We start from the raw sequence: 26,111 nt of genomic DNA, 5'->3' as shown, positions 1-26,111 counted from the left end.
TTAGCTTCCGGCACATTATTTTTGATTCAGTGTCCGTAGAAGAAATCAAAGTTGTTAATTATTCCAAAGGTGCTGCCATCGTTGTGCAGAATTCCATCAATACTGGAAACTTTTTTATTGTAAGATCTGGCCGAGTATCAGTCGATTCTGAGCATATTGTTGTGGATCACGAACTCTCCTTTTATGAAGCGGGGGATAGTTTTGGCCTAGTCTCTGCTCTCACCGAACATCGATTTTTGGTGACTTTGTTTGCGGACACTGATGTAGAGTTAGTCCAAATTCCCATTCGACTCTTGGGTTCCTATCTGAAACAAAGAAAGGAACTCGCTATGAAGATCTTAGGTCTTTATTCCAGGGAGCTAAGAACCTTACAAAAGCACCTATCTAAGGCGAACAAACCCTCAGACCGCGAATACCACCCAGAAAGATTACTTCTCAACGCGAGAACCTATTTAACTTGGCAAAAACCAAATTTAGCAGCTTATTCATTACAGACTTTTTTAAAATGGTCTAAGGAAAACAATTCCACTGCCAATGTGGCGGAGGCAACGGAACTTCTCAGATCCATCGGATCCAATTACAAACCTTTTGTTTGGGAGAGCATGCAAGCAACTTTAGATGCTGGCGAAATCCTCTTTGTCGAAAGTGAAAAGAACAATGAAATTTATGTAGTGTTAGAGGGAAATGTTAAACTATTTGGAATCGTTCGCGGTTTTGAATATGTAATCGATGTTTTAGGGCCAGGAGAAATTTTCGGAGAGATGTCTCTCATTGACAATGCACCGCGAATGGCCTCGGCCATTACTGAAACCAAAAGTAAAATCCTTCGTGTCACGGCAGATAGTTTATTTGAATCTGTAGGTCCCTCTTTATTACAAAAAATCTTTGAAAGTATCGCCAGACGGATTTGGTTTTCTCACCAGCGCCTTGTAATCCTAAGATTGAAAACTCCCGTCATTAGGCTCTATGCTTATTTATACAATTCGATTCGGGACCAAGACATCCGTTTGGGTAGAAACTTAGATGAAAGTTTAGCTAATCCGCATTCGATTTATATCCAGATGGAAGAACTATGTAATATGTGCGGGATCATTAAAGTAAAACAGGAAACTATCAAAGAGTTCCTAAGTGATACAAACCTGATCATTGAACCGAATCGAATTACGATCAAAAGTCGGAAACGATTGGAGGAAAAGCTTGGGCATTATAAATCAAAAGAAGGGCAAATTGTTGCCTAACGAACCACTAAAAATAATTTGAATGGGTTCTATGTGGCCCTTGTCTTAAAAAGAAACGGAGACCATTTTTCCGACTGGCAAAAATTTGTAATGATTTTTTTTACCACTGTGTTCTAGTTCGGTGATGAAAAAATTTCTCGTGTATTCTCTCGGGGCTTTCTACATAATCGCTGGAACCAACCATTTCTTTTCTCCAGAATTTTATTTAGAAATGATGCCAGACTATCTGCCTTTCCACGAACTTTTAAATGTCACGAGTGGGCTCGCTGAAATTACCTTAGGTTCTCTGGTTCTTTATGAAAGAATGCGATATATGGCTAGTTTTGGAATCATCCTTCTTTTACTCGCCATCTATCCTGCAAATATAAATATGCTTTTAACGGCCTTGGACGGAAAAGATTATGGAGTTCCTATTTGGGCTTTGTATGCTCGGTTGCCATTCCAATTTTTATTCATTTATTGGGCATGGTTAGTAAGAAATTATAAATGGACAAATGAAACAACCTAACCCCTGTGAGTTAGGTCTTGTTGGTTTCTTCGTTTACAATTTTTTTGCTTTGGGAAGAGTGAACCTTTCGACTTAGGTAAATTTATAGGTTAGAAGTTTTAAATATCACCTGAGTTTTATTTACAAAGAATGACTAAAGAACCCAAAAGAACATCGCAAGAAATGACTAAAAAAGCAGGTCAATGGACCTTTCTTTCAAACCATGCTCATGTTTTGATATGTTTGAGCAAGGATCCAGACATGCGGTTAAAAGATGTTGCCTTGTTGGTTGGAATCACGGAGAGAGCAGTTCAAGCCATAGTCAAAGATTTGGTGGATGCTAAAATTTTAGAGAAAAGTAAAGACGGACGACGTAACCAATATATCATCCAAACAGAACAAAAATTACGCCATCCCTTAGAAGCAAATCATTCCATTTTAGAACTTTTACGTTTAGGAAAATAAATTATCTGTCTATCTTGTATTGTTACTTTCTTCCAACTCTTTGACTTTAAGAACAATCCATTCATTTCTAGGTACAGGAATTCCTAACTCTTTCGCAGTTTTTACAACTTCCCCATTAATAAATTCAATTTCTGTTTTTCTTCTAGCATCTAAATCTTGAACCATAGAGGTGCGAATCTTGAAGTATTTTAATCCAAGTAAAATCAAGATCAAATGGGAAATCCATCTAGGTAGGGAACCTGGGCCTTCGCCTAATTTTTGAATAGAGAAAGATCCGGGGACCACTTGTTCTTTGATTTGCAATTGGTTCATCAATAATTTTATTTCAGTAAGCGTTTCCAATGCTTCCGATCTTGACTTTCGGTTTAGAAATAGTTCACCTAAACTTAGCTGCTTTGATGCTGCAAGTCCATTGATGATGGAATTAATCGCTAATTTATGCCACCTATATCCACTAAGTTTGTCTGTCAAAACCACAGGTATGTAAGGGGAAAGTATTTGGTTCCATAGCGGATCGGGTTTGGTACCGGTGACATCACCAAGAATTAAACTACCGACATTAGATTGGTAATAAGTATGATTAGATAAGGTTTGGGTATTCCATCCAACAACTCCTCCTATGATTTTATTTTTATAGGATTTGAATTGTTGTTCGGGGATTCCATTTTGAATCAAAATCCATTTTCCATTAGGTTTTAGAAGTGATTTTGTTTCTTCCAAGTATTCGGAGAGATTCTGATTTTTACAACCGATGAAAATATAATCAAATTTTTCTTGGTTATCTTGAATCATCGTTAGGTGATCTGTCAATTCGAATTGAACCAATTTTCCATTCGGGCCTTGAAAACCAATAGGACTATTTTTTAATGATAAAAATCTTGTTTGATTTCGACACAAGATTTGAAACGGAATTTTGTTTTGATAAAGTGATTGAACGATAGTTATGGTTACAGAACCAATCCCACTAATCGCAATGGAAGGATAAGTAGTTAACATATATTAAGTGGGAAATTATTTTCCTCTTAAAGTGATGACAAGTTTTGCAGCATCCAGTTTTTTTCCCGTCTTTCTAAAATAACTTTCTTTGAGTTCCTCTAGAACTTTTGATTCAAGTTCTTCACTCATTTCCACGTCGGTAATCTCTCCCGTTTCTTCATGGAGAGCATGATGGTGAGGGCCTATGTTTGAATCAAAATGGGTAACTCCACTTTTTAATTCCAAAGTTCCGAGCATTCCTTTTTCTGCAAAAAGTTTCAGGTTATTAAAAATGGTAGCCCTTGATGCATGTGGGAAGTGGGAATTGACCAAATGAAATACTTCTTCTGCAAAGAGGTGTTGGTGGCGTTCCAAAAGCAAGTGCGCCATTTCCAATCTTTGAGAAGTCGGTCGAATCCCGTGAGATTCGAGGAGTTCTTTGGTTTTTTGGTAACTTAAATCCATTTCAGTTTCACCTTCTGTCTTTGCTTATTTTTGTCAATAATTAGACTCAATCTAAAATTTCAATTGATTGGAATGGGTATAAAAATGGATATAGTCTAAATTATATCATTGGGGAAAGGTTTCTCAAAATCCCAAAGGGAAGGAAAGTCTGATTGGCCTAAGAAAAACCAAACTGAGTGGTTTTGCCCTTGTTAGGTTTAGGTGTAAAAAATTCTTGCAGTTCTTCTGGATTTCTATCCAATCCTTCCGATGTTCCCTGGCAAATCTATAAACCCTCTACATTTCTATTTTCTTCGAAATGGGAGTTTGATCTTTCCTAGGACAAAACAATGAAAATCCTTTTGTTAGTTGCCTTCTTATCTTCATCCGCAATTTTTTCAGAGGTGGTATCGTTAGAGTCAGGTTGGACATTCCAACAAGACGGTGAATCAGTCGCCAAACCAGTGCTTGTCGGTATTCCGTTGATTGAACAAGGATACAAAGTTCCATTTCGCGGAAAGTATAGGCTTAAAATTTTTGTACCCTTCCTTCCTGAATATTCAATGGCCATTTATATGGATCGTATTCATTCAGCTGACCAAACTTTTTGGAATGGAAAATCGATAGGTACTACGGGAAGTTTTACACCAAATTATTATCCGTATTGGCACAAAGTTCGGTATTATGAAATTCCTATATCACTTTTGAAACAAGGAGAAAATGAATTAATTGTAGATGTGGAATGTCGTGAAACACAGTTTAGGTGTGGTTTGTTCCGATCAGTTCCTATTTTTGGAAAACAAGATCAAATTAAAGACAAAATGGTTTTTGAGGATGTATACCAAATTTTAATCGCAGCTTTGTTCTTTGGAATTTTTTTGCAACAAGCGATAGGTTATGCCTTAAATCGATCTTCTAAATCTGGTTTATACTTAGCTGGTACTGCGATTCTTTTTGTGGGTTGGCGATTACCAGTTTTAAATAAAATTCATTTTATGATGGTTCCTCCGGAAGTTTTGGTCAGGTTATTGTTTTTTTGTCAGTTTGTGTTCCCCGTCTTTATCATGTTATTTGTCCATACGCTTTTCGATAGGCGACTAACGAAACTCGCTGTTGTGACATTTTTTTTAGATGTAGTTCTTGGTATCATTCAATTGTTCCCTATGAATCCAGATAGTCGATTTTATTTGGTATATATTTGGTATGTTCTTCTTGCGATAAAAGTGCCAATCCTTGTCCAATTGTTGGCAAAAAATTATAATAAAACTGCAGAAGCAATCGTTGTTTCTCTTGGTGCTCTTGTAGCAACATTTTTTGGAATTGCCGATGTAATTACTGATGTAATCACAGGAAAAAATAGTTATTTAACTCAGTATGGAATTTTGACTTTTTTATTTACAGGAGTTTTTGCCATCGCTTTACAAAGTGCACGGACAAGAAAAGAACTTCGTAATTTAAATGAATCTTTGGAAATGCTTGTCACACTTCGTACGCAAGAGTTACACAAACAATTTAAATTATTACATGATGATTTAGTAATCGCAGCGGGATTGCAGTCTAAGTTAATTCCGCCAATGGAATTTGAGCACCATTCTCTTAGTGTTGCATCAGTTTTTATGCCAATGGAAAAAATCGGTGGAGATTATTTTGATTACTACATACATGAAGATTCTTCCATAAGTTTTTTGTTATGTGATGTTTTAGGTCATGGCATTGCCGCTGCTCTTATTGCCAGTATGTTAAAGGTGAATTTTTTAGAGATTGCTCCGAAAGAAAAAGACCCTGGTTCCTTTTTATTAGAACTTAATCAAAAGATGTTACCTGTTGTTGAAAAAAATTATATCACTGCGGTAGCCTGCCACTTTGATTTAGAGAGATCTATTATGAAATATTCAGTAATGGGTCATCCTAGTCCTTATATAATGAATATTGTTTCTCAAACTGTGGCTCCTCTTATAGGAAGGGGACCAATTATGGGATGGAAAAAAGATGTTTTAGTAGAAACATTTTCCCGTAAACTCGAGCCTGGGGATCGTTTCTTTTTTTATACTGACGGAATTACGGAGAGCCAGAATAAACTTCGGGAATTGTACGGAGAATTTCGGCTTAAGGGTCAGTTAGTCGATGGTTTAAATCTTTCCATTCACGATTTGAATGAAAAAATCAAAAAGGATATTCGAAAATTTGCATTTCGTTTGTCAGATGACGTAACATACTTTACGATCGATATCAAATGAATACATTGATTGGAAAATTGGGAATTCGTCGACTACTCAATTTAGGAGTCACTGAAGATTTGAGTTTGGAATCTTCAGTTCGTGTTCAACTTTCCAATTTAGTTGCATTATTAGGAATTTTTTCAAACATTCAGTATTCCGTTTTTTTTGCCATTGCAGGCGCTCCTCATTACCTGTTCATGAATTTGATTCATGTAATCGTTATCTCGGTGTTAGTTTATATATTATATTTGAATACTAAGAAAAAGTATTTTTTATCCCGTATCATTTTAGTATTCACAATTTCCGTCCCATTGTTTTTGGTTTCTACCATTAGTTTTGGAACGTCTGGCGGTTTTTATTACTACTTTCTAATGTTTGCGATTGTTCCGTTTGTGATTTTTCCTTACGAGGAGAAATGGTGGATTCTTTTTGTTTTCCTTATGAACACTGTCTTTTATCTTTGGTTTGAGTTTTTAGGGAAACCAGGTGTGTTTGCCAAAGGAACTCTTTTATATTATAAAGAAGTTCAAGATTTATTTCGTATCAATTCAGTTATTTCATGTTTGTCTTTTGTTGCCTTATTTATGTTTTATTTTTTAAGAAATATCAATCGAATCCAAAAAGAAATGATTCGTATCAATGATCATAAGGACAGAATTTTTTCCATTTTGGCTCACGATTTAAAAGGTCCCATTGGAACTATGAGTACATTTTTAGGATATCTTACAAATTCTTTACCAGAAAGGGAAGAGTTGATTTTTGCTTTAAAAGAACTTAAAAAAAGTGCAAACCAAACTTTTGTGGTGTTAGAAAATTTACTCGATTGGGTTCGGAATGAAACTAAAAAGACCCAATGTAATCCTAATCAATTAAATTTATCTGTGATAATAAAAAATGCAATTGATATTCTAAATATGCAGGCAGCAGAAAAAGGAATTCATATTGAAACTAAAATTTCGGATGAACATTTTGTGTTTTGTGATGAACGAATGACTGCGACTGTCCTACGCAATATTTTATCCAATGCGATAAAATATTCTCATCCAAATGGAAAGATAAGGATCGAGGCAAAAGCCATTTCCCCATTTATGGAAATTTGTTTTGAAGACAATGGTGTAGGAATGACCGAAGATCTATTAGAAAAAATTATCGAAGGGAAAAGGTTTACATCTCGCTTTGGAACTGTCGGTGAGAAAGGAACAGGACTTGGGCTCCTTGTTTGTATTGAGTTATTGAAAGAACAAGACGGTTCTCTTCGAGTGAAAAGTAATCCCAAAGAAGGGACAAAAATCACTATCCAACTTCCACTCGTAAATTAAATTCATTTCTTTTTTTTAAAAGTTTGAGTCCAATCTTTAAGTATGTGGCCATCTTCCTATTTTCGTTGGTTAACCAAGTCTGTTCCTACAGGACCTGTGGAAATTTATCCTGAAATATCTGAAACTTATGAGACCAATCTCCCCAATGTATTTATCATCGGGGATCTAACGGGTGTTCCTCTTTTAAAATTGGCTGCGGAAAGTGGGGTTAATGTTTGGAAACACATTCGAGAAAATAAAGTCGATTGTTTAGATGCTGTCATTATTGGTTCTGGACCTGCCGGTTTGTCTTGTGCTTATGAAGCCAGTAGATTGGGAAAAAAGTATATCGTCCTAGAAGCAAACCTTCCTTTCCAAACGATACTAAGTTATCCTAATAAAAAGCCAATTTTTGCAGAACCGAAAGGTATAAAATCATTATCCAAGTTAAATATCCAAGATTCAACAAAAGAAGATCTATTAGAATATCTAAATCTATTATTAAAAAATGAGCCTATCGAATTGGTAGTTGGAAAACGAGTTTCTTCCATTCATAGGGAAGGTTCTCTTTATATTGTAAAAACAGAATCAGGGGATTCCTACCTTACAAGTTCGGTAGTTATTGCCATTGGAAAATCAGGGGATCCAAAACGTTTAGGAGTGAAGGGCGAAACATCTTCATCTGTTTTTTACCGACTCTTTGATCCATATGATACAAAGGATAAATCTATAGTCATCGTTGGAGGTGGAGATTCTGCCGTTGAAGCTGCTATCGCATGTGTAAGATATGCAAAAGAGGTAAATTTAATCCACAGAGGGAAAGACCTTCGAAGGCCCAAGGAAGAAAATTTAAAAAGTTTAGAGCTGTTAGTTCAGGCCGGAAAAGTAAAACTTTTATTAGAATCTGAAGTTTCAGATATTTCCGAATCAAATGTTTTTGTGAAAACTCCTTCTTCCGCATTAAAAATCAAATCGGATTTGATTTATATTTTAACTGGTACAACACCACCAATTCCTTTTTTAAAAAAAATCGGAATTAAAATTCAAAATGAAAAATCATTTTCTGATTGGGTGGGATTTACCTCGTTATTTTCTTTTGCAACTCTTGCGTATTTTGGGAAAGCATCTTTTTATGGACCGGGATGGTTCTCACCATTAGCTACTTTTTTTGGTGGTTTATCAATTCTTTCGTTATCTCTATTTGTATTTTTGAAATTTAAACATGGGTTTGGAAAATTTTATCCTTGGGTTTTTATCAGGAATAGTTATCTACTTTTTGCGTTTTCGTATTTTCTATTTGTTTATCTTGCTGCCACATACTGGAATCAACCCTTTATGGGAAAATATCCTTCGTTCCATTATACCATGTTATACTCTTTAACTATTTTGGTTTTTGGAATTCGAAGAATTTTTGTTCGTAAAACTGAATATATATTTTACCAAACTCTTAGTTTAATCTTCATACAAGTTTTCTTTCTGTTTTTATTGCCTGAATTGATTTTACCTGAACTAGGTGATAAGGGTTATTTAGGGAGTCCGGAAGGTTATATTCGAACAGAAATTTTTCCGAATGATGCATACTGGAAAGCATATGGATTTATATTGGCATGGCCTCTTAGTATGGGTGTTTTATATGATGGCGGTATCACCAACTTTTGGTTAGGTTATGGTGTATTGTTTAGTTTTGGGTTTATTCCTTTATTAGTTTATCGTTATGGAAAAGGGGCTTATTGCGGTTGGATATGTTCTTGTGGTGGCCTTGCGGAAACATTGGGAGATGAACATAGACAAAAAATGCCACATGGGAAATGGGCCTACCGGTTAGAGCATTCGGGACAATACATTCTATTATTAGCATTTATACTTACATTGTTAAAGTTAGTTGGAGTGTATGGTAAGATTGTAAATCCCAATTTGGCTTTAAGTGAGTCGATTGCTGATTCTGTGAAATGGATTTATGATATTGTCGTAGATATTGGCCTTGCAGGTGTTGTTGGTGTGGGATTCTATTTCCTTTTTTCGGGAAGGATCTGGTGCAGAATGTTTTGTCCTTTGGCTTCACTTATGCATATTTATGTAAAGTTCAGTAAATTCCGTATCTTTGCTGAAAAGAAGAAATGTATATCTTGCAATATTTGTACAAAAAATTGCCATCAAGGAATCGATGTAATGGGATATGCAAGTAGAGGAATTCCAATGGATAGTGTGCAATGTGTAAGATGTTCTGCTTGTGTATCCCTTTGTCCTACAGAAGTATTGGAATTTGGTTCCATCAATTCTACTGGGATTCGTTATGATTTGTTTCAGGCAAAATTGCGGAAATAATTTTTGAACTCTTTAAGAGATGATATTGAAGGTCTTTTTTGGGAAGGTGTGCGAGCGGCAACACCAAAATTTCTTTCATTAGATTTTTGGAATAAACACTCGAAATTAAATGAAGAGATACGCAATTCAAGAAAAAAAACTTACGTTTTTGCTTTGGGAAAAGCTGCCTATGAAATGGCATTGTCTTTTCAGGAAACTTTTCCTGTGGACTCAGGTTTTATTCTAACGAAATACGAATACCTTCCTAACGAAATCAAATCCAAGGGGCAACTGGGAGTTTGGAAATGTAGGGAAGCCGCTCATCCCGTTCCAGATATTAATACGGAATTGTATTCCAAGGAAGTTTTTACAGAACTACAGGATTTAGATGAAAGTCACCAATTGATCATTTTGTTATCGGGTGGCGGGTCTAGTCTTTTTGAAATACCAGAAGATGGATTTGATTTGTATGATATAATTCAAATGAATGAAAATTTACTGAAGAAGGGTCTTAGTATCCATGAAATCAACGCAGAAAGAAAAAAGTATTCTGCAGTAAAAGCAGGAAAACTTCTAAAGCACTTAAATCCGAATTTAAAAGTATATACTTTTGCCATTTCAGATGTGTTAGGTGATGATCCTGCGGTGATTGCGTCTGGACCAACTTATCCAGGTAGCGAGTATTATGTAATGGGAAATTTATCTGTTTCTTTAGCCGCAATGAAAAAAAAGGCAGTAAGTTTAGGTTATGAAGTGAAAATTCTCTCTGATTCTTGGGACCTAACAAGTGAAGAAACCGCTAAATCTATGTTAGTTGAAGTTGTATTGGCCAAAGGAAACCAACATAAACAAGCCATTTTACTAGGTGGTGAATTGGTTTGTCCTGTTTATGGGAATGGCAAGGGAGGTAGAAATCAGGAGACAGCACTTCGTATGGCCATCCTATCAGAATCTATAGAAATTGATCGTGATTGGTTGTTTTTGTCTAGTGGAACTGACGGCACAGATGGACCAACGGATGCAGCTGGTGGAATTGTTGGACCAGAAACTTTGAAACAAATGAGAAGAAATGGTTGGGATGTGGAAAAAGAACTAAATGTTTCTAATTCCTATCCCATTTTAAAAGATACAAACTCTCTATTATTCACGGGAGCTACAGGAACCAATGTAAATGATCTTTTGGTCCTTTTGTTAGCAGAAAGGAATCTTTAGTTTTCGATTTTGTCCCGACCAGTAAATTTGGAATAGTGGATTTTGCCAACGGCTTCTTCCGATTTTTGCCTGTATTAACTCTTCATCAACTTTCTTTAGTATATTGACATGGTCTTTCAAGAAACGCCATTGTACTTCTTCTTTTTTCTGAGGTGAAAGGAATTCTTTTGAGATATTAATAACTGATTCTTGTAATCCAATTAAAGTTGGAACTAAAATTGATCTAACCGCTTGGTAATCAAAATTTGATTTTCTTGCAATTGATTCGTGTAACCACCATAAGGTTTCAGAATATGCGGATTGAGAGTTTAGACTTGAAGATCCAATGAAATTTTTTGTCCCAAAATAAAATGGTTTAAACAGACTCAGGCAAGGTGTCGAAGTTCCTGTATAAAATATTCTAAGAGGGTCCTGGTTAGTTTCAGATGTATCCCATTCTACGATTAAACTTCCGTTGGTTTGGTTTGGGGTAATCGGACCTGTAGCATGTAAACAAAGGGACTTCATCGAAGAAGAAGACGGTTCGAATTCATCAGGTTCAATCGTATGTGTTTTTAGTGTTTCTATTGATTGTTCAACTGTATAACTTTCTGTTTCTTTTTCCAAACTATCAGCCGTTTTTTCATTTAATTTTCTTCTGTCTTTGCAGTGGCTCATATAAGTGTAAAAATGATCACTAAAATGTTCTTTGAATGAAAATTCTTTATTAGTTTTCTTTAATTTCTCAATTAGGTTTGGAGAAGAATATTCAAAGTCTGATCCTATCGTAAGTCCATTGGATATGGCATAAAACGAATCTATTTTTTTGGCTACCCAGTATTTATCTGCTGTTTCTAAAACATAACCTTCAGTGCGGTCAGCAATGATGAAACTATTGTGGTAATAAAAAGTTTTATTTTCATATCCACCGCAAGCATCTTGACCATAAGATTCTAAGAGTTCAGTGATCAGAAATAAGCCGTCTTTGGCCGATTTACATCTTTCCAATGCCAATCGAATTAAATCCATTCCTGTTAAGCCGTTATTTTTTTTTGGTATTTTTACATTGGTAAATACTGCTTCATTTCCTATACAAAGCCCAAATTCATTTACACCCATTTCTGCACCCCACATATGGAAGGGTTTACTTAAAAAAACTTCATAAGTGACGGGTGCTTGTGGAATTTCTATATAAGTAGTACGTAACAAAGAACCTTTTTTATACTCTAAACGTGGAAGATGAACTATGGACTGTGCTTCGTTTGGTTCGCGATCCGAGTTTTTGGCAAAGATTCTTTTTTGAGTCTTAGTAAATTTTTCAGTGGCAAGGGATGTATCGCACATTCTAGAATGTTAAACTGAATTCTTTTAAAATACAAGACCAAATCAAATAAGAATATGCCTTCAGTACCCAAACAAATCTCAGAATACATCCTCATGGGCTTAACCCAAGAACAGGTTAGGAAAAACCGTATAAAATATGGTGCCAATGAAATCAGCTCTTCCCAAAAAAAGGGAATCTTTCAGATGTTACTGGGTGTGGTAATGGAGCCGATGATTTTGCTTCTCATTTCCATAAGTATAGTATATTTACTTTTAGGGGATCAAGGAGAAGCTCTTTTATTGTTAGGTTCTGTTATTGGAATTATCACTATCACTTTTATCCAAGAAAAAAAAACAGAAACGGCTATATCAGCTTTACGTTCTCTTGCAAGTCCAAGAACCAATGTGATCCGTGACAGACAAATCCTCCGTATTGAAGGTAAGGATGTGGTTTTTGATGATTTACTAATCCTTAATGAAGGGGATAGGGTTCCTGCTGACGCAGAACTTATATCCGATCGATTGTTTTCTTGTGATGAATCTTTACTGACAGGAGAATCAGTACCTGTTACAAAATCTCAATCGAATTCAGTATTTTGTGGTTCGTTAGTTGTTAGTGGAGAGGGTGTTTGTCGTGTTAAAGCAGTTGGAAACCATACTGAAATTGGTAAAATCGGTAGAAAAATTGCGGATGAGGCTGTAGGGAGAACCTTACTTGAAATAGAAGTCGCACGTTTAGTTCGAAATTTATTTATTGTTGCGGCCTCATTGTGTGTGATTCTTGCACTTTATTTTGGAATTGCCCGAAGTCAGTGGTTACAAGGACTACTTTCAGGACTTACATTGGCTATTGGTTTGATGCCAGAAGAACTCCCTTTAGTATTAACAATTTTCTTTGCATTAGGTGCATTTCGATTGAGCACAAAAAATGTTTTAGTTCGTAGGTCTTCTATTATCGAAACTTTAGGTGCAGCCACGGTTCTTTGTTCTGATAAAACTGGAACCATTACACAGAATAAAATGAAAGTTGGTTTTGTCGTAACTCCTATTGAAACAACGGAGTTAAGTCCCACTGTAAAAATATCCGATGAAATAAAGGAATTACTACATATAGCATATTGCGCTTCCAAACATCCAAGTTTTGATCCAATGGATATTGCAATTTCTGATTGTTGGACTCTATTAGAACAAAATGAAGATTCCGCATTGTTATCCGTAAGAGATTTTCCCTTGTCTCCAGATCACTTAACAATGGTTCGAGTTCTAAAGGAAGCTGATGTTTATTTTTGTTATGCCAAGGGTTCTCCAGAAGCAATTTTTGACTTATGTAATTTTACAGGTTCTGAATTGGAATTATGGACAGAGAAAACAAATGAATTGGCTAAAAAAGGGTTTCGTGTGCTTGGTGTTGCCAAATCCAAATCCCCAACAAAAGAAATTCCGGACGAAAGAAAACAAGTTGAGTATGCTTTCTATGGCCTACTTGCGTTTTTGGATCCAATTCGAGAGATAGTACCATTAGCCGTAAAAACTGCTTACGAATCTGGTATTCGCGTAATTATGATTACTGGAGACTATCCAGAAACTGCAAAAAACATTGCTGATCAAATAGGTCTAAAAGATTCCCACTTTGTATATACAGGAAAAGAATTTTCCAATCTTAGCGACGAAGAAATGCAGAAAGTCATTCGTAAATGTAATATATTTTCACGAGTCAGCCCAGAAGATAAATGGCGCATCGTTCGAATGTTGAAAGCGGATGGGGAAATTGTTGCTATGACTGGAGACGGTGTAAATGACGCACCGGCATTACGCACAGCTAACATTGGTGTTGCTATGGGGGAACGTGGGACAGATGTAGCACGTGAAGCGGCAGATATTGTATTGTTAGACGATTCGTTTTCTTCCATATTAGAGTCAGTCAGAATTGGAAGGCAGATTTTTGATAACTTAAAAAAGGCTTTAGGTTATTTAATAGGTGTTCATATTCCAATTGTTGGTATTACTTTTTTCCCAATCATCTTTGATTGGCCAATCATCGTTTTATCGGCAATTCATATCGTATTTATGGAAATGGTAATTGACCCTACTTGTACGATTGTATTCGAACGAGAATCTGCCGAGTCTGATCTTATGAAGAGGAAACCAAGAGAAACAACGGAACCTCTGTTAGATCGAGAATTGTTCATTAACTCTTTGATTCAAGGTGCGTTTTCTTTGTTGTCGGTCGTGTCTTCATATTGGATCACAGAATTATACCTGAAAGGGGATTCGTCTCCGAAAGTCGTAAGCACTGCTACATTTGTTACATTAGTATTTTCGAATTTATTCTTAATCCTCGCAAATAGGTCTTTACATGAGTCAATGTGGAGTAGGATGCGAATTCCCAATCAAATCATTCGTTATGTCTTTTCAGGCACTATAGCAGTTCTTGTATTGTCTATGTATCTGCCAGGGATGAATACAATGTTCCGATTTGTTCCACTTAATTTTCTTCAGTTTTCTTCAGCGATACTAGTTGCATTTGTCGGAGTTTTGTTTTACGATATGACAAAAGTTTTGGTTTCCAGGTTACTTCGTAGCTGACATAGTAATCACAGGTAGCTAAACTTAGCAAAAGCTTATGATTGAACTTTTCTTCCCTAAAAAGTATTCTGCCCTCTGTTTAAAATCTGCCTTTTTTGGATTTTTTGCGCACACTGGTTTTGTGCGTGGGTTACAAGAAATTGGATTTAAGCCTGCTATCGTTACAGGTTCCAGTTCCGGTGCTATGATCGGTGCTTTATATGCCACGGGACGTGAGATGGTAGATTTTGAATCACTTGTTTTGGGACTTAAAAAAAAGGATTTTTGGGAAGGCAATTCTTTGACGATGCTTGGCCGTTTATTTAAAAAAGGGTTAAATGGCTATAGTGGGGTGTTAACCGGTAAAGCCACTCGTGAAATTTTATATCCTTATCTTGGAAATAAGAAGTTCTCTGACTTGCCAATTAAACTAGGTATTGCTGTATCAAATCTTTCTAAAAACAAAAGAGAATTAATTACCGAAGGGAACGTTCTGGATGCAGTGATGGCATCTATTGCATTTCCTTTTCTATATGAAGTGCAAGAATTCCAAGGGCAGGAGTTTTTGGATGGTGGCATTGGTGATGGTGAACCAATCAAAGAACTAATTTTAGACCCTAGTATTGATAGAATTGTGATCCACCAGATTAACAATCATAGACCACTTAGTAAAAATACTATGAAACGAGCGTTAGATGCTTCTGTCCAAATTATTGAAACAGAATCAGAAGATTTAAAATCTTTGTTAGCCAGGGAAAAAGGTAAAAAACTAATTCGATTAGAAACAAATACACCTTATTTATCTCCCAATGATTTTTCGAAAGGGAAGTTTGCCCTTGCGGAAGGGCGAGGGACTGCGTATCGACATAAGGCAGAAATTTTGGGAAATTTAGAATTACCAATCTTTGGTTTTTTAAATCAGTAGTAAAATCCTATGGACATTCAAAAAAAACTTAATGTTTTGATTGTTGAAGATTCACTTGCCTCTTACAAAGCGATTGTTTCAGTACTTCAAAATTTTGGTTTTTCTATTTTTCCAGAAAGGGCAGAATGGAAAGCGGAGTTTGAACAAAAAATGTCTGATGAATCTTGGGATATCGTCATATCAGACTTTTACCTTCCCGATTTTGATGGGCGTTATGTTATCACTAGAGTTAAAGAAATTAATCCTGACTTACCTGTAATTTTAGTCACAGAGTTTCTTCCTGAAGATTCAGCCTCCGAATTTCTTAATTTGGGAGCTTCAGAATTTTTACCAAAATCCTCTATCATCAAACTTCCGTTTGTTGTGAATCGTGAGTTGGAAGCCTACCGATTGAAAGTTTCTCAAAAAAAAGCTTGGGATATGTTGGTACATGGCGAAGAATTATTAACTCGATCGCAGAAGATTTCTCATCTCGGTCACTTCGAAGTGATTTTCCCAGAAAAAAACACTTTATGGTCTTTAGAGTTATATCGAATTTTGGGATTTGATTTTGGAGAAATTCCACTAATGGAGAAGGTATGGTCGCTTTTGGACCAATCAGAATATGATCATATCAAAGTAGTATGGGAAGACCTTTTAAAAGACAATCATTCGAAAGAGATGATTGTTACTTTGAATACTAAAAGTGGTAGAAAAAAAGTCAATTTATGGTTGGAAGCAGAACGGTTTGAGGATTCTAGGTTTCGTATTTTCGGAACGATACACGACATATCAGATCTTTCTGAACTAGAACATTCTATTCAGCTCAACGAACAGTTATTTAAAGGAATTTTTAATAATTCTTCACAAGCAATTTTTCTATTAGATTTACAAGGTCACGTGATTCGTATGAATCGTATGGCCGTATTGTCATTTGAAAGGGATGAAACTGATATACAGGGTTTGGAATTAATACGTTCTATTTTTTCTAATTCAGATGAAGAATCAATAAAGAAATTAACATATGGGATGAAACTTGCATTAAAAAATCAAAGTTTCGAAGTGTTTGTTAGATATAGTTTGTTAGATGGTAGAGAAAAATATTTTGATTGTGATTTTTATTCTCTTACAGATCCATCTGGAAAAATTTTATACATTGTACTCGAAGCAAAAGATATTACAGAGAAAATTGTATTGGAGCGTGCTTACGCTCAATCCCAAAAATTAGAAGCACTTGGTACTTTTGCTGGTGGGATTGCACATGACTTTAATAATCTCCTCACCCCTATGATGGCTTATGTTTCCTATTTGAATTCTGAATGGTCCAAAACTGAAACAAACGAATCGATTCAAAAATCATTACCTGCGATTGAAGGAATTTCCAAGTCTTTGGATAGGGCCAAAAATTTAATCCAACAGATATTAACATATTCGAAAATTGATAATTCTATTTCTAAACAATTGGACTTACGAGAACATTTGTTGCAGGTTTTGAAAGAAGTTAGAAGTGTTTCATCAAATCAAATCACATTGTTTACCGATTTAGGAAATGAAGCTGCTTATGTGAATGCAGATCCAATTCAAATTTTTCAGATTCTATCAAATTTATATGAAAATGCAGTCTTTGCATTGCAAGATACTCCAAACCCTAAAATTACTATTTCACTTTCAAAGGTTTTGTATGAAAAATCGGAATTACTTCATGTTGGATTTATGAAAAATACCGAATACTGGAAGTTAGGTTTTGCTGATAATGGTTCGGGAATACCTCCCGAGATTATTGAGAAAATTTTTGATCCTTTTTTTACAACAAAAGGTGGAAAGGGGACGGGTTTAGGTTTACCCATCATTTATGGAATCATGGTAAAGATGGGTGGAACTATTCTCGTAAACTCTAAATTAGATATAGGAACGGAGTTTGATTTATATTTTCCTGCATGGAAGGCAATGCTTTAATCAATTGACAAATAAATATTGACATATTATTTAAAACGGTTCCATGAAATACTTTCTGAGAAAGCACTTCGAGTCTTTTTATTTAGGATTCCTATGGGGACTTCTGGGATTATTATTTTTCTCATCCTTTTTTTTCTTTTATCAAATATATGAAAGTCGAATGGACCGAATTAATTTTGAAAAGAAAACTCATTGGAATTCCATATTAAACGATTATGCATCTTTTTTGAAAGATGCAGAGACAGGTGTTCGCGGTTATCTACTCACTGGCGGTGACCCGAATTTTTTAGATCCATACCGAAAATCTTTGGTTCAAATGTCTACAGCGGAAAAATTCCTCAGTAACCAATGTGAGCCGTTATATCAGACAGAACTAAAATCAATTATTCGAGCTAAACAATTAAAATTAGAGTGGATTCAAAATTTTATTGAAAACTATCCTTCCAAACGGCCTCAACTAAATGAATTTATCGAAAGCAAAAGAAGAATGGATATTTTTCGTGATGAAGTGCAAGCCCTTTTAAAAAAGAAATCGGAAAAGGAAAACTTTGAAAAGGAAAATAGTCGAAAATACATAATTCGTTTAATTACGATATCCGGTGGTTTGTTTTTTGTTTTATCTATATTTATCGTATGGATGATTTTTGTATTAAAGAAAAATGCTCAAATCATACTTGAGAAGGATTTAATAAAAGATCGTCTGTTTGAAATAGACGATTTGTATCAGAATTCACCTGTTGGATTTCATAGTTTAGATAAGGATGGTTATTTTGTTAAAATTAATAAAACAGAACAAGATTGGCTCGGATATTCGGAAGACGAATTACTTGGAAAAATTAAGTGGTCAGATCTTTTAACAAAGGAAAGTAAGGATACCTTTGAAAGTCAATTTCCATTGTTTAAGAAAACGGGACAAGTTGACAATTTGCGATTCGAAGTGATCCGTAAAGACGGAAGCTCATTGTTTTTAAATGTATCTGCTACTGCCATTTATGGAAAAAATAATGAGATGATCCGGTCTCGTTCTGTTAGTCTGGATATTTCCCAAATGGTTTTATATGAAAGAGAACTTATTGGTTCGCGAATTCGGGCAGAGGAAGCTAACCGAGCTAAGTCGGAGTTTCTTTCTAATATGAGCCACGAACTAAGGACTCCATTAAATGCAGTGATCGGTTTATCACTCTGGCTTATGGAAGATAATCCTAAACCAGAACAAATCGATTATTTGAAAAACTTACGGTTTTCGAGTGAAACACTTCTTACCTTGATCAATGATATTTTAGATTTTAATAAAATTGAAGAAAGAATGATTATCATAGAGGAGGTGGATTTTAGCCTAAAAGAATTTATTAGTTCAGTTTCTTCTTCTTTTGAGATGAAAGCAAAAGAAAAACTTTTGAACTTTAAGACTGAGATTGATTCAAATTTGCCCGAATATATTTGTTTTGATCCCACACGTTTGTTACAGGTGCTTAATAATCTTTTATCAAATGCTGTAAAGTTTACAAAAGAAGGTCAAATCAGTCTGCGTGTTAATTTAGTTTCAAAGTCTCTTGAGGAAGTTGTCATACGATTTGAGGTGGAAGATACTGGCATTGGTATTAACCAAGACAAACTTAAATTTGTTTTTGAGAAATTCACACAAGCAAGTGGAGACACAACTAGAAGGTATGGTGGTTCTGGGCTTGGCCTTGCCATTTCAAAAGGTCTTGCGGAACTAATGAAAGGTAACTTGGAATTACAATCGGAATTAGGTAAGGGGTCCAAATTTTCTTTTACTTTCCCTTGTAAAATTGGCAAAACAAGTTCCGTTAGTAAAAATCAATTATCAAAAGACTCATCTGGTTTAATAGGAAAAAAAATCCTTATTGCCGATGATATTGAAATCAACCGATCCATTGTTATTCGGTTTTTAAAACGATGGGGCATTGAATGTGTTGAGGCCTCGAATGGAGAAGAGGTATTAAGCAAATTAATCAATGAAAAGTTTGATTTGATATTAATGGATTTACATATGCCGAATATGGATGGTTATACCGCAACAAAACGCATTAGAGAAAATTCTCTTTGGTCAAATATTCCGATTATTGCCTTAACCGCTTCCGCACAATTGGAAACTCAGGAAAAAATCCACAAAGTCGGGATGAACGATTTTATTTCTAAACCGTTTTACCCAAATGAATTGCAGCAAAAAATAATTCACTGGATATCTATTTAAATTCTTTTTCTAAAGAAATTGCTAATATTGTAATATCGTCATCGGATCTTTTTGATTTCTGAAATTTTTCTACTTCAGTGATTACTTGATCGCAAATAGTTTGAGGAGTCTGGTCTCTTAAATTTTGTAGAAGATTGAAAAATCTTTCCTCACCGAAAAGTTCTCCAGTTGTGGCATTCCTTGCTTCTATTACGCCATCTGTATATAATACTAAAGTTCCTGATTCGGGAAGAGGAAGTGTTTTTTCGATGATTTGTGATTCAACGTATTCATTAATTGCCCTTCCAGAACTAGTGATGTGTTCTAAATTTCCCTTTCGATCTAAATATACCATTGGATGGTGTCCGGCATTTGCAATTTTCAGGATTTTTTCTTTTGGGTTGATGTAAACAAAGAAGGCACTTAAAAAATGACCAGAAAGAGAACTGAGTAAGGACAACCGAATTCTTGCTGCTGCATAAGCAGGTTTATCTAAAGAATCATCCCAAAATTGTAAGGAAACTTTCGCCATCGAAGCAATCATAGCCGCAGGTATTCCATGACCAGATACATCACATAAAAATAATCCAATTTCATTCTCCTTTACAATGATTTGTACAAAGTCTCCACCTATATCCGAAGCAGGTGAATACCGAAATCCTAAAGCATATCCATTTGCATGAGTTCTTTTTTGAGGAAGAAGACCGTTCTGCAATTTTTGTGCGATTTTCATTTGTAAATCAATTTCTTGTTTTTCTTCCGTAGCTTTTCTGTAATCTGATACTTTCAAAACTAATGCCATTGATAAGAAAAATACTTCTACGGCAGAACCTAATGGCAGGGAATAAGAGGATATATGCATTGGCCGAATAAGACCTTGCACCGTTAATGAATTTAAAGCAGCACCAATGAGAATGGAGCCAAAGGCGAATAAAAATAGTATCACCTCTAATTTTTTCTTACTTTTGAAAAATGCCATCATAGAGATTGATAAGGCTAACAAAATAGGAATGATAACAATTGTTACTCCTAGTTGAATGAAATTCCTTAATTCTAAAAAGAACATTGAAAAAATTAAAGATATAAACAGAAAAATAAATCCTCTTGTTAGTTTAGTAGCTTTCGGAAAATTTTTATCTGTTTCGAGAAATTCTATTGTGAATAATAATCCAAATACGGATGTCAGATAAATAGTAATTGGGAAAAGATAATTTTTCCAAGTATGAGAATTTCCGATTTCTACATACTGTATAAACCCGGTCGAAAAAAAATTGATCAAAAGTACAGTCGCCAAGTAGAAGAAGTAATAGAAAAACTTTCTATATCGTAATGTATTTGCTAGGAATAAACTAAACAAAAACATCATAAACCCTGCGCCAAAATAAGCAGCAAAGAATATATCTTGTTTTTTAGAAAAGGCTATAAAACTTCTCGAGTTATAAATGGAAACAAAGTTAAAGATTGGATTTGCTGAGTTTATTTTCACATAGATTGTTCTTGTTTCATCAGGAGAAAGCGTAATTGGAAATGCAGGGATATGGGAATAAATTGGTTTGTTTCTTTGGAGAACTTGTTCACCGGAAACTTGTGTGACCCATTTCCCTTTTACCTGGGAATGTAGTTCGAAGACATCGACTACGGGGCTCGAGAAATGTAAAAAAAATGTATGGGGCAAGTTTCCATAGTGGATCAGTGTGATGCGAATCCATAAGGGATTTTTCACTCGGGGAAAAGAGATAGTAGCTTTGGGATTGGGTCTCCAAATTGTATCTTCTCTCAAAATTTTGTCCAAACTAGACTCGCTTTCGGGAACAATTACATATTCAAAGTATTTACCAATGTCTCGGTAGTTATTGGATTCTTCAATTGATAGAGGGAAGGCCTGGAGAGGAGAATGGAGAGAAAGACCAAATCCAAGAAGGAGGAGTCCTAGGGCAGATTTCAAAGAGAACATTGTTTTCTTTTTTGATCTGTTTTCTCTCAGGCTGGTTCTGTAACACAGGCGAGGTTCCACCAAAAATTCAAAAAAAGAAAGGCGAATGCGAAACATTTGTACTATAATAGGACGAGTTTTAGACAGATAAAGTGAATTTCCTTAAAAAACTTGTTAGAAGAACGTAGAATTGGCAGTCTAACCATTAGAGTGCTAAAAGAGGCGAAACACTATGAAACAGTATGATTCGAACGTCCAGGGAGCTTTGGACATTGCGCAAACAGAAGCGATGAGGAGACAAAATACAGAAATCACTCCTTACCATTTGGTTTGGGGGTTTATGACTCTACCAACTTCGGTTTCTGGAAAATCATTAATTAAGTATAAATCGACAGTAGATGAATTTCTGAAAAAACAAGCAAGGGCTTCTGGTGAGATTCCTTTTGATTCACTTCGAACTTCACCCAAGTTGGCGCAGTGGTTCACTATGGCTTCTTCTCGCGCGGCCGAAAATGGTAGGGAAGAGTTGAAAGAGGCAGACTTCTTAAAGTTTCTACCGCAAATCTTGCCTGAGCTAAAAATCAATTATGAAGACTTGCAAGTAAAAGAAACGGATGAAGAAGTTCCCAACTTTCTTGTGAATTTGAATGACCTAGCCCGGGAAGGGAAACTAGATCCGGTCATTGGCAGGAGTAAAGAAATTCGTTCTGTGATGGAAATTCTTGGGCGTAGGTCAAAGAATAATCCAGTGTTAGTTGGTAGTGCGGGAGTTGGTAAAACTGCCATTGTGGAAGGTCTTGCCGAACAAATTGTAAAAGGACGTGTTCCAGATGTTTTAAAAGGAAAAACCATTTACTCTTTGGATATGGGTCAACTCATGGCCGGAACTAAATACAGAGGTGAGTTCGAAGAAAAGTTAACAGCATTACTTCGTTATATCAAAGGGCAAGCAGGTGAAGCGATTCTTTTCATCGATGAGATCCATCAATTGGTGGGTGCAGGTAAAACTGATGGCGCTATGGATGCTGCCAATCTTTTGAAACCTGCATTGGCTCGTGGGGAATTACATTGTATTGGAGCCACAACTCAGGATGAATTTCAAAAATATATTTTGGGTGACCAAGCTTTAGAAAGAAGATTCCGTGCAGTTCCTGTCAATGAACCAAGTAAGGAAGATGCAATCGAAATCCTTATGGGGATTCGTGATAAACATGAAATCCATCATGGAATTAAAATTTCTGATGAAGCAATTTATGCATCTGTACTTTTATCAGACCAATACATCACCGATAAGTTTTTACCGGATAAAGCGATTGATTTGGTTGATGAAGCGGCATCTGCATTAAAACTTTCTGCCGAAGCAATGCCTACAGAACTTGTAGAGTTGGAAAGTGAAATTCGTTCCAAAAAAATCTTTGCGCAAGTAGAAAAGAAAAACGAAGAGATTCTAAAGGAAATCGAGGTTTTAGAAAAAAAATTCCAAGAAGGAAAATTGGTTTGGGAAAAAGAAGTTAACTCATTGAAACAAATTGCTTCGATTAAAAACAAAATTGATCGAGTGAAGTTTGATTTGGATGCAGCTCAACAAAGAGCCGATTATACAGAGGCTTCTCGTTTGAAATATGCAGTTCTTCCTGAATTGGAAAAAGAACTAAGCACTTTTCAAAACAGTTGGATTCTCGAAAGGAATCATATAGCGGCCGTTATTTCCAGACAAACTGGTATTCCTGTGGAGAAAATTCTTAAAACCAAACAAGACAATCTACTTCATCTAGAAGAAGATCTAAATACTGTAGTTTATGGACAGAAAGAGTCGATTCGTGAAATTGCGGATACGCTTCTCACATCCTATGCAGGTATTTCTTCAGAATCAAGACCGCTTGGATCCTTTTTACTCAAAGGACCAACTGGTGTAGGAAAAACAGAAACTGCTAAGGCCATTGCCAAATACTTATTCGATCAAGAATCCAATTTGGTTCGTCTGGATCTTAGTGAATATTCTGAAAAACATTCAGTGGCAAAACTGATTGGAGCACCTGCAGGTTATGTAGGGTATGATGAAGGTGGGATTCTTACCGAAGCCATCCGAAGAAAACCTTATTCTGTGGTTCTTTTTGATGAAGTGGAGAAGGCTCATCCCGATTTTTCGGATATCCTACTTCAAATTTTGGATGAAGGTCGATTAACTGATAACAAAGGTAGAACAATCAATTTTAAGAATACCATTCTGATATTGACTACAAATTCAAAAAATATTGAAGCAGATTTCAAACCAGAAGTTTTGGGACGTTTGGATGCAATCCTAACCTACCATTCGTTAGATTCTTCCATTATGGAGAAATTAATCGAGAAACAGGTTCGTCAATTGAACGAACGTCTAAAGGTAAAAGGTATCTTTGTGGAACTTTCGGAAAGCACCGAACATATTTTACGTGAACAAGGATTTGATCCCAAATTTGGAGCAAGACCTCTCGGAAGTGTGTTCAACCGAATTGTCAATCGGCCTTTGGCAAAGGAAATATTATCGGGAACCATTGGTGAAGGTAGCTACCGCGCCGATTGGAATGGTGAACAATTAGTATTTGTTTCCATTCCAGAGCGGGTGGGATCCAAACAATAATTTTTACCGATTTCTAAATAGTATACCCAACTATAAAAAAACTATAGTTGGGTTTTTTTCGTCTAAAATCTACTTTATGACAAACCTAGAAATCACATCTACTTTACCATCCAACCAATCCGTTTCTGTACCAAGGTTTGGACTCGGAGTTTGGAAATCTCGTCCCAAAGAATGTTTTGAAGCAGTCAAATCTGCTTTATCTTTGGGTTATAGGCATATTGATACAGCGGCCATTTATGGGAATGAAGCCGATGTAGGTGCTGCCATTAAAGAAAGTGGAGTGAATCGAAGTGATATTTTTCTCGTTACAAAACTTTGGAATGCTGACCAAGGATACGATGCCGCCTTACGCGCAATAGATGTATCATTGAATAAACTTGGTACAAACTATGTGGATATGTATTTAATTCATTTTCCTGTAACAGGAAAGAGAAATGAATCTTGGAAAGCTTTGGAAAAAATAAAAAATGACGGAAAAGCGAAATCGATTGGAGTCAGTAATTTTATGGTCTCGCATCTTGAGGAACTTTTAAAGGAAACTGGGACTGTTCCGGCAATGAACCAAGTAGAGTATCATCCTTTTTTACAAGATAAAGAGTTAAAAGAGTATTGTATTAAGAAGGGAATTCTCCTCGAAGCATATAGCCCTCTAGCACATGGACAAAAGTTAGAAGACCCACGTATTACCGCACTGGCCAATCGTTATCAAAAATCGAATGCGCAAATTTTAATCCGATGGTCTTTACAAGCAGGACATGTAGTCATTCCGAAATCAAAAAATCCTGTTCGGATCAAAGAAAATGCGGATGTATTTGATTTTGTTTTATCGGAGGAAGATATGAAGGAAATCTCCAGTTGGAATGAAAATTTCAGGACTTGTTGGGACCCCACCACTGTAGAGTGATGAGGCTTTCGATAGACCGTTTTCGTTTTATTTTTTCGCAAAGACGAGAACGGCTGATTGGCGATTGTCTTTTGTTCCTAAGTATCCATAACCAAAAGGAAAAGGCAGAGGTACATCGTTTGTAACTTCACTTAGGGTTTTTAATTCAGGTTGTGCTTCCGGGGTAACAGCTCCAGATAAATTCCAAGATTTTTCATATCTTCCGAAAACTTGGCGTTTCCAACTTTCTTCCGGAAAAAAACGAATGGGAAACCCTGACTCATCCTGAACTACAAATTCAGCATTCTTTAATAGTAAATCACGGATTAACTTTCTTTTTTCTCCATGAAATAAATATTCAGCAGATTTTGTGAATATCCCGACATTCTTTAAGTCGGAAAAATATTCATACAAACCATCTCCAGGGGTTCCTTCATTTCCAATTAAGAATATTTTAAAATAGGTAAGTGTTTCTTGTTTATTGAGTTTTGTATCATAAAGGGTGATCGTGAATCCCTTATAGGTAATGCCTTTGCCTTGAATTGTTTCTTCTTTTGAATCAAGAATTTCTTTGCCCATACGACGAAGAAATGCCACGAACACTGGATAGGCTCCATTCAGTTCTTTTTTCTTTGTTTCTTCTTTCATTTTTCTATAGGTAAAATAGTTTCTACCAGCTAAATGATCAGATAGATTTCGAATCCCTTGTTTTACGATAAGTTTTTCTTTTTCAGAAAGAGACTGATATTGGTTCGGATAACCAGGATCTTCTAATCCAAATAGTATATAACGTTCTGCATTTGGATAAAATGAAAAAAGATTTAAAACATCAATTCCGCTAAACGGATAAATTACAGTTTTTACTTTTGGTTGGTAATCTTTATTTTTTAAATAATCTGCGATTGTTTCTCTAGTGTTTGTTAGTTTTTTCCAACTGAGTTCCATTTCAGTTTTATGTAAAAGATCATAGTCGCTAAGTCCTGCCCATTCGTTATAAACGTTAGTTTCGGCAAATGCGATCTCTGTTTTCTTTTCTTGAAATTGGCAATGGATGGTTAAAAATAATAAACTAATAATTAATTTCTTCGTCATATCTTGTTGGTAGGTTT

At 35.6% G+C, this 26,111-nt stretch carries 18 protein-coding genes; 13 read left to right on the top strand and 5 right to left on the bottom strand.

What is annotated here, in order from left to right:
• Window positions 1–29: 29 nt before the first annotated feature.
• From EHQ31_RS10440 to EHQ31_RS10430, 3 genes are all read left to right on the top strand, one after another.
• The gene (locus EHQ31_RS10440; RefSeq protein WP_135574559.1) at window positions 30–1,238 is read left to right on the top strand and encodes a Crp/Fnr family transcriptional regulator; all 1,209 of its coding nucleotides are present in this window, start codon (window positions 30–32) and stop codon (window positions 1,236–1,238) included.
• Window positions 1,239–1,362: 124 nt separating this feature from the next.
• A complete protein-coding gene (locus tag EHQ31_RS10435) occupies window positions 1,363–1,746 on the top strand; it encodes a DoxX family protein (RefSeq protein ID WP_208652765.1) in 384 nt (127 codons plus the stop codon).
• Window positions 1,747–1,875: 129 nt separating this feature from the next.
• Complete coding sequence (locus tag EHQ31_RS10430) at window positions 1,876–2,190, top strand: winged helix-turn-helix transcriptional regulator (protein WP_135574555.1); 315 nt, start codon at window positions 1,876–1,878, stop codon at window positions 2,188–2,190.
• A gap of 9 nt (window positions 2,191–2,199) precedes the next feature.
• Here the strand turns inward: EHQ31_RS10430 and EHQ31_RS10425 are convergent, their stop codons facing one another.
• Window positions 2,200–3,186 carry a ketopantoate reductase family protein gene (locus EHQ31_RS10425; protein ID WP_135574553.1) on the bottom strand — a complete coding sequence of 329 codons (987 nt, stop codon included), beginning with the start codon at window positions 3,184–3,186 and terminating at the stop codon, window positions 2,200–2,202.
• Window positions 3,187–3,201: 15 nt separating this feature from the next.
• A complete protein-coding gene (gene perRA, locus EHQ31_RS10420) occupies window positions 3,202–3,630 on the bottom strand; it encodes a peroxide-responsive transcriptional repressor PerRA (protein ID WP_135574551.1) in 429 nt (142 codons plus the stop codon).
• Window positions 3,631–3,959: 329 nt separating this feature from the next.
• Between perRA and EHQ31_RS10415 the strand changes: the two genes are divergently transcribed.
• The 4 genes from EHQ31_RS10415 to EHQ31_RS10400 are packed head-to-tail and all read left to right on the top strand — an operon-like array spanning window position 3,960 to window position 10,642.
• Window positions 3,960–5,846 carry a PP2C family protein-serine/threonine phosphatase gene (locus EHQ31_RS10415; RefSeq protein WP_135574549.1) on the top strand — a complete coding sequence of 629 codons (1,887 nt, stop codon included), beginning with the start codon at window positions 3,960–3,962 and terminating at the stop codon, window positions 5,844–5,846.
• On the top strand, window positions 5,843–7,147 hold the full coding sequence (locus tag EHQ31_RS10410) for a sensor histidine kinase (protein ID WP_135574547.1): 1,305 nt from the start codon (window positions 5,843–5,845) through the stop codon (window positions 7,145–7,147). Before EHQ31_RS10415 ends, EHQ31_RS10410 begins: the two co-directional genes overlap by 4 nt.
• Before the next feature lie 42 nt (window positions 7,148–7,189).
• Window positions 7,190–9,451 (top strand): NAD(P)-binding domain-containing protein, encoded by a 2,262-nt coding sequence (locus EHQ31_RS10405; RefSeq protein WP_135574546.1) that lies wholly within the window; start codon window positions 7,190–7,192, stop codon window positions 9,449–9,451.
• Between the two features lie 3 nt (window positions 9,452–9,454).
• Window positions 9,455–10,642, top strand: a complete 1,188-nt coding sequence (locus EHQ31_RS10400; RefSeq protein WP_135574544.1) for a glycerate kinase type-2 family protein — start codon at window positions 9,455–9,457, stop codon at window positions 10,640–10,642.
• Here EHQ31_RS10400 and EHQ31_RS10395 read toward each other — a convergent pair.
• Window positions 10,622–11,965 carry a C69 family dipeptidase gene (locus EHQ31_RS10395; protein WP_135574542.1) on the bottom strand — a complete coding sequence of 448 codons (1,344 nt, stop codon included), beginning with the start codon at window positions 11,963–11,965 and terminating at the stop codon, window positions 10,622–10,624. The two genes, EHQ31_RS10400 and EHQ31_RS10395, sit on opposite strands and share 21 nt — an antisense overlap.
• 54 nt (window positions 11,966–12,019) lie before the next feature.
• On the opposite strand from EHQ31_RS10395, the gene EHQ31_RS10390 reads away from it, so the two are divergent.
• From EHQ31_RS10390 to EHQ31_RS10375, 4 genes are all read left to right on the top strand, one after another.
• Window positions 12,020–14,530 (top strand): cation-translocating P-type ATPase, encoded by a 2,511-nt coding sequence (locus EHQ31_RS10390; protein WP_135574540.1) that lies wholly within the window; start codon window positions 12,020–12,022, stop codon window positions 14,528–14,530.
• A gap of 37 nt (window positions 14,531–14,567) precedes the next feature.
• The gene (locus tag EHQ31_RS10385; protein WP_135574538.1) at window positions 14,568–15,434 is read left to right on the top strand and encodes a patatin-like phospholipase family protein; all 867 of its coding nucleotides are present in this window, start codon (window positions 14,568–14,570) and stop codon (window positions 15,432–15,434) included.
• A gap of 9 nt (window positions 15,435–15,443) precedes the next feature.
• The gene (locus EHQ31_RS10380) at window positions 15,444–17,369 is read left to right on the top strand and encodes a hybrid sensor histidine kinase/response regulator (protein ID WP_135574536.1); all 1,926 of its coding nucleotides are present in this window, start codon (window positions 15,444–15,446) and stop codon (window positions 17,367–17,369) included.
• A gap of 160 nt (window positions 17,370–17,529) precedes the next feature.
• Window positions 17,530–19,587 carry a response regulator gene (locus tag EHQ31_RS10375; RefSeq protein WP_244247339.1) on the top strand — a complete coding sequence of 686 codons (2,058 nt, stop codon included), beginning with the start codon at window positions 17,530–17,532 and terminating at the stop codon, window positions 19,585–19,587.
• Here the strand turns inward: EHQ31_RS10375 and EHQ31_RS10370 are convergent.
• Window positions 19,580–21,520, bottom strand: coding sequence for a SpoIIE family protein phosphatase (locus EHQ31_RS10370; protein ID WP_244247338.1), 1,941 nt, complete (start codon window positions 21,518–21,520; stop codon window positions 19,580–19,582). The genes EHQ31_RS10375 and EHQ31_RS10370 overlap by 8 nt on opposite strands.
• A gap of 211 nt (window positions 21,521–21,731) precedes the next feature.
• Here EHQ31_RS10370 and EHQ31_RS10365 point away from each other — a divergent pair, with 211 nt between their 5' ends.
• Window positions 21,732–24,119: an ATP-dependent Clp protease ATP-binding subunit gene (locus tag EHQ31_RS10365; protein WP_135574531.1), complete on the top strand. Its 2,388-nt coding sequence runs from the start codon at window positions 21,732–21,734 to the stop codon at window positions 24,117–24,119.
• 76 nt (window positions 24,120–24,195) lie between these two features.
• A complete protein-coding gene (locus tag EHQ31_RS10360; protein ID WP_135574529.1) occupies window positions 24,196–25,023 on the top strand; it encodes an aldo/keto reductase in 828 nt (275 codons plus the stop codon).
• A gap of 27 nt (window positions 25,024–25,050) precedes the next feature.
• On the opposite strand, the gene EHQ31_RS10355 is transcribed toward EHQ31_RS10360, so the two are convergent.
• Window positions 25,051–26,094 carry a hypothetical protein gene (locus tag EHQ31_RS10355; protein WP_135574527.1) on the bottom strand — a complete coding sequence of 348 codons (1,044 nt, stop codon included), beginning with the start codon at window positions 26,092–26,094 and terminating at the stop codon, window positions 25,051–25,053.
• Between the last annotated feature and the right edge of the window lie 17 nt (window positions 26,095–26,111).

The sequence above is a fragment of the Leptospira montravelensis genome, from assembly GCF_004770045.1.
GTDB lineage: Bacteria > Spirochaetota > Leptospiria > Leptospirales > Leptospiraceae > Leptospira_A > Leptospira_A montravelensis.
Note: the sequence above shows the minus strand (reverse complement) of the source record. Positions and strands in the feature narration are given on the sequence as shown.

Excerpts from the sequence above, each read along its gene's own strand:
- EHQ31_RS10435 (WP_208652765.1), top strand. The coding sequence starts at position 1,363 with ATGAAAAAATTTCTCGTGTATTCTCTCGGGGCTTTCTACATAATCGCT.
- EHQ31_RS10430 (WP_135574555.1), top strand. The coding sequence starts at position 1,876 with ATGACTAAAGAACCCAAAAGAACATCGCAAGAAATGACTAAAAAAGCA.
- EHQ31_RS10425 (WP_135574553.1), bottom strand. The coding sequence starts at position 3,186 with ATGTTAACTACTTATCCTTCCATTGCGATTAGTGGGATTGGTTCTGTA.
- perRA (WP_135574551.1), bottom strand. The coding sequence starts at position 3,630 with ATGGATTTAAGTTACCAAAAAACCAAAGAACTCCTCGAATCTCACGGG.
- EHQ31_RS10415 (WP_135574549.1), top strand. The coding sequence starts at position 3,960 with ATGAAAATCCTTTTGTTAGTTGCCTTCTTATCTTCATCCGCAATTTTT.
- EHQ31_RS10410 (WP_135574547.1), top strand. The coding sequence starts at position 5,843 with ATGAATACATTGATTGGAAAATTGGGAATTCGTCGACTACTCAATTTA.
- EHQ31_RS10405 (WP_135574546.1), top strand. The coding sequence starts at position 7,190 with ATGTGGCCATCTTCCTATTTTCGTTGGTTAACCAAGTCTGTTCCTACA.
- EHQ31_RS10395 (WP_135574542.1), bottom strand. The coding sequence starts at position 11,965 with ATGTGCGATACATCCCTTGCCACTGAAAAATTTACTAAGACTCAAAAA.
- EHQ31_RS10390 (WP_135574540.1), top strand. The coding sequence starts at position 12,020 with ATGCCTTCAGTACCCAAACAAATCTCAGAATACATCCTCATGGGCTTA.
- EHQ31_RS10385 (WP_135574538.1), top strand. The coding sequence starts at position 14,568 with ATGATTGAACTTTTCTTCCCTAAAAAGTATTCTGCCCTCTGTTTAAAA.
- EHQ31_RS10380 (WP_135574536.1), top strand. The coding sequence starts at position 15,444 with ATGGACATTCAAAAAAAACTTAATGTTTTGATTGTTGAAGATTCACTT.
- EHQ31_RS10375 (WP_244247339.1), top strand. The coding sequence starts at position 17,530 with ATGGACCGAATTAATTTTGAAAAGAAAACTCATTGGAATTCCATATTA.
- EHQ31_RS10370 (WP_244247338.1), bottom strand. The coding sequence starts at position 21,520 with ATGTTCTCTTTGAAATCTGCCCTAGGACTCCTCCTTCTTGGATTTGGT.
- EHQ31_RS10365 (WP_135574531.1), top strand. The coding sequence starts at position 21,732 with ATGAAACAGTATGATTCGAACGTCCAGGGAGCTTTGGACATTGCGCAA.
- EHQ31_RS10360 (WP_135574529.1), top strand. The coding sequence starts at position 24,196 with ATGACAAACCTAGAAATCACATCTACTTTACCATCCAACCAATCCGTT.
- EHQ31_RS10355 (WP_135574527.1), bottom strand. The coding sequence starts at position 26,094 with ATGACGAAGAAATTAATTATTAGTTTATTATTTTTAACCATCCATTGC.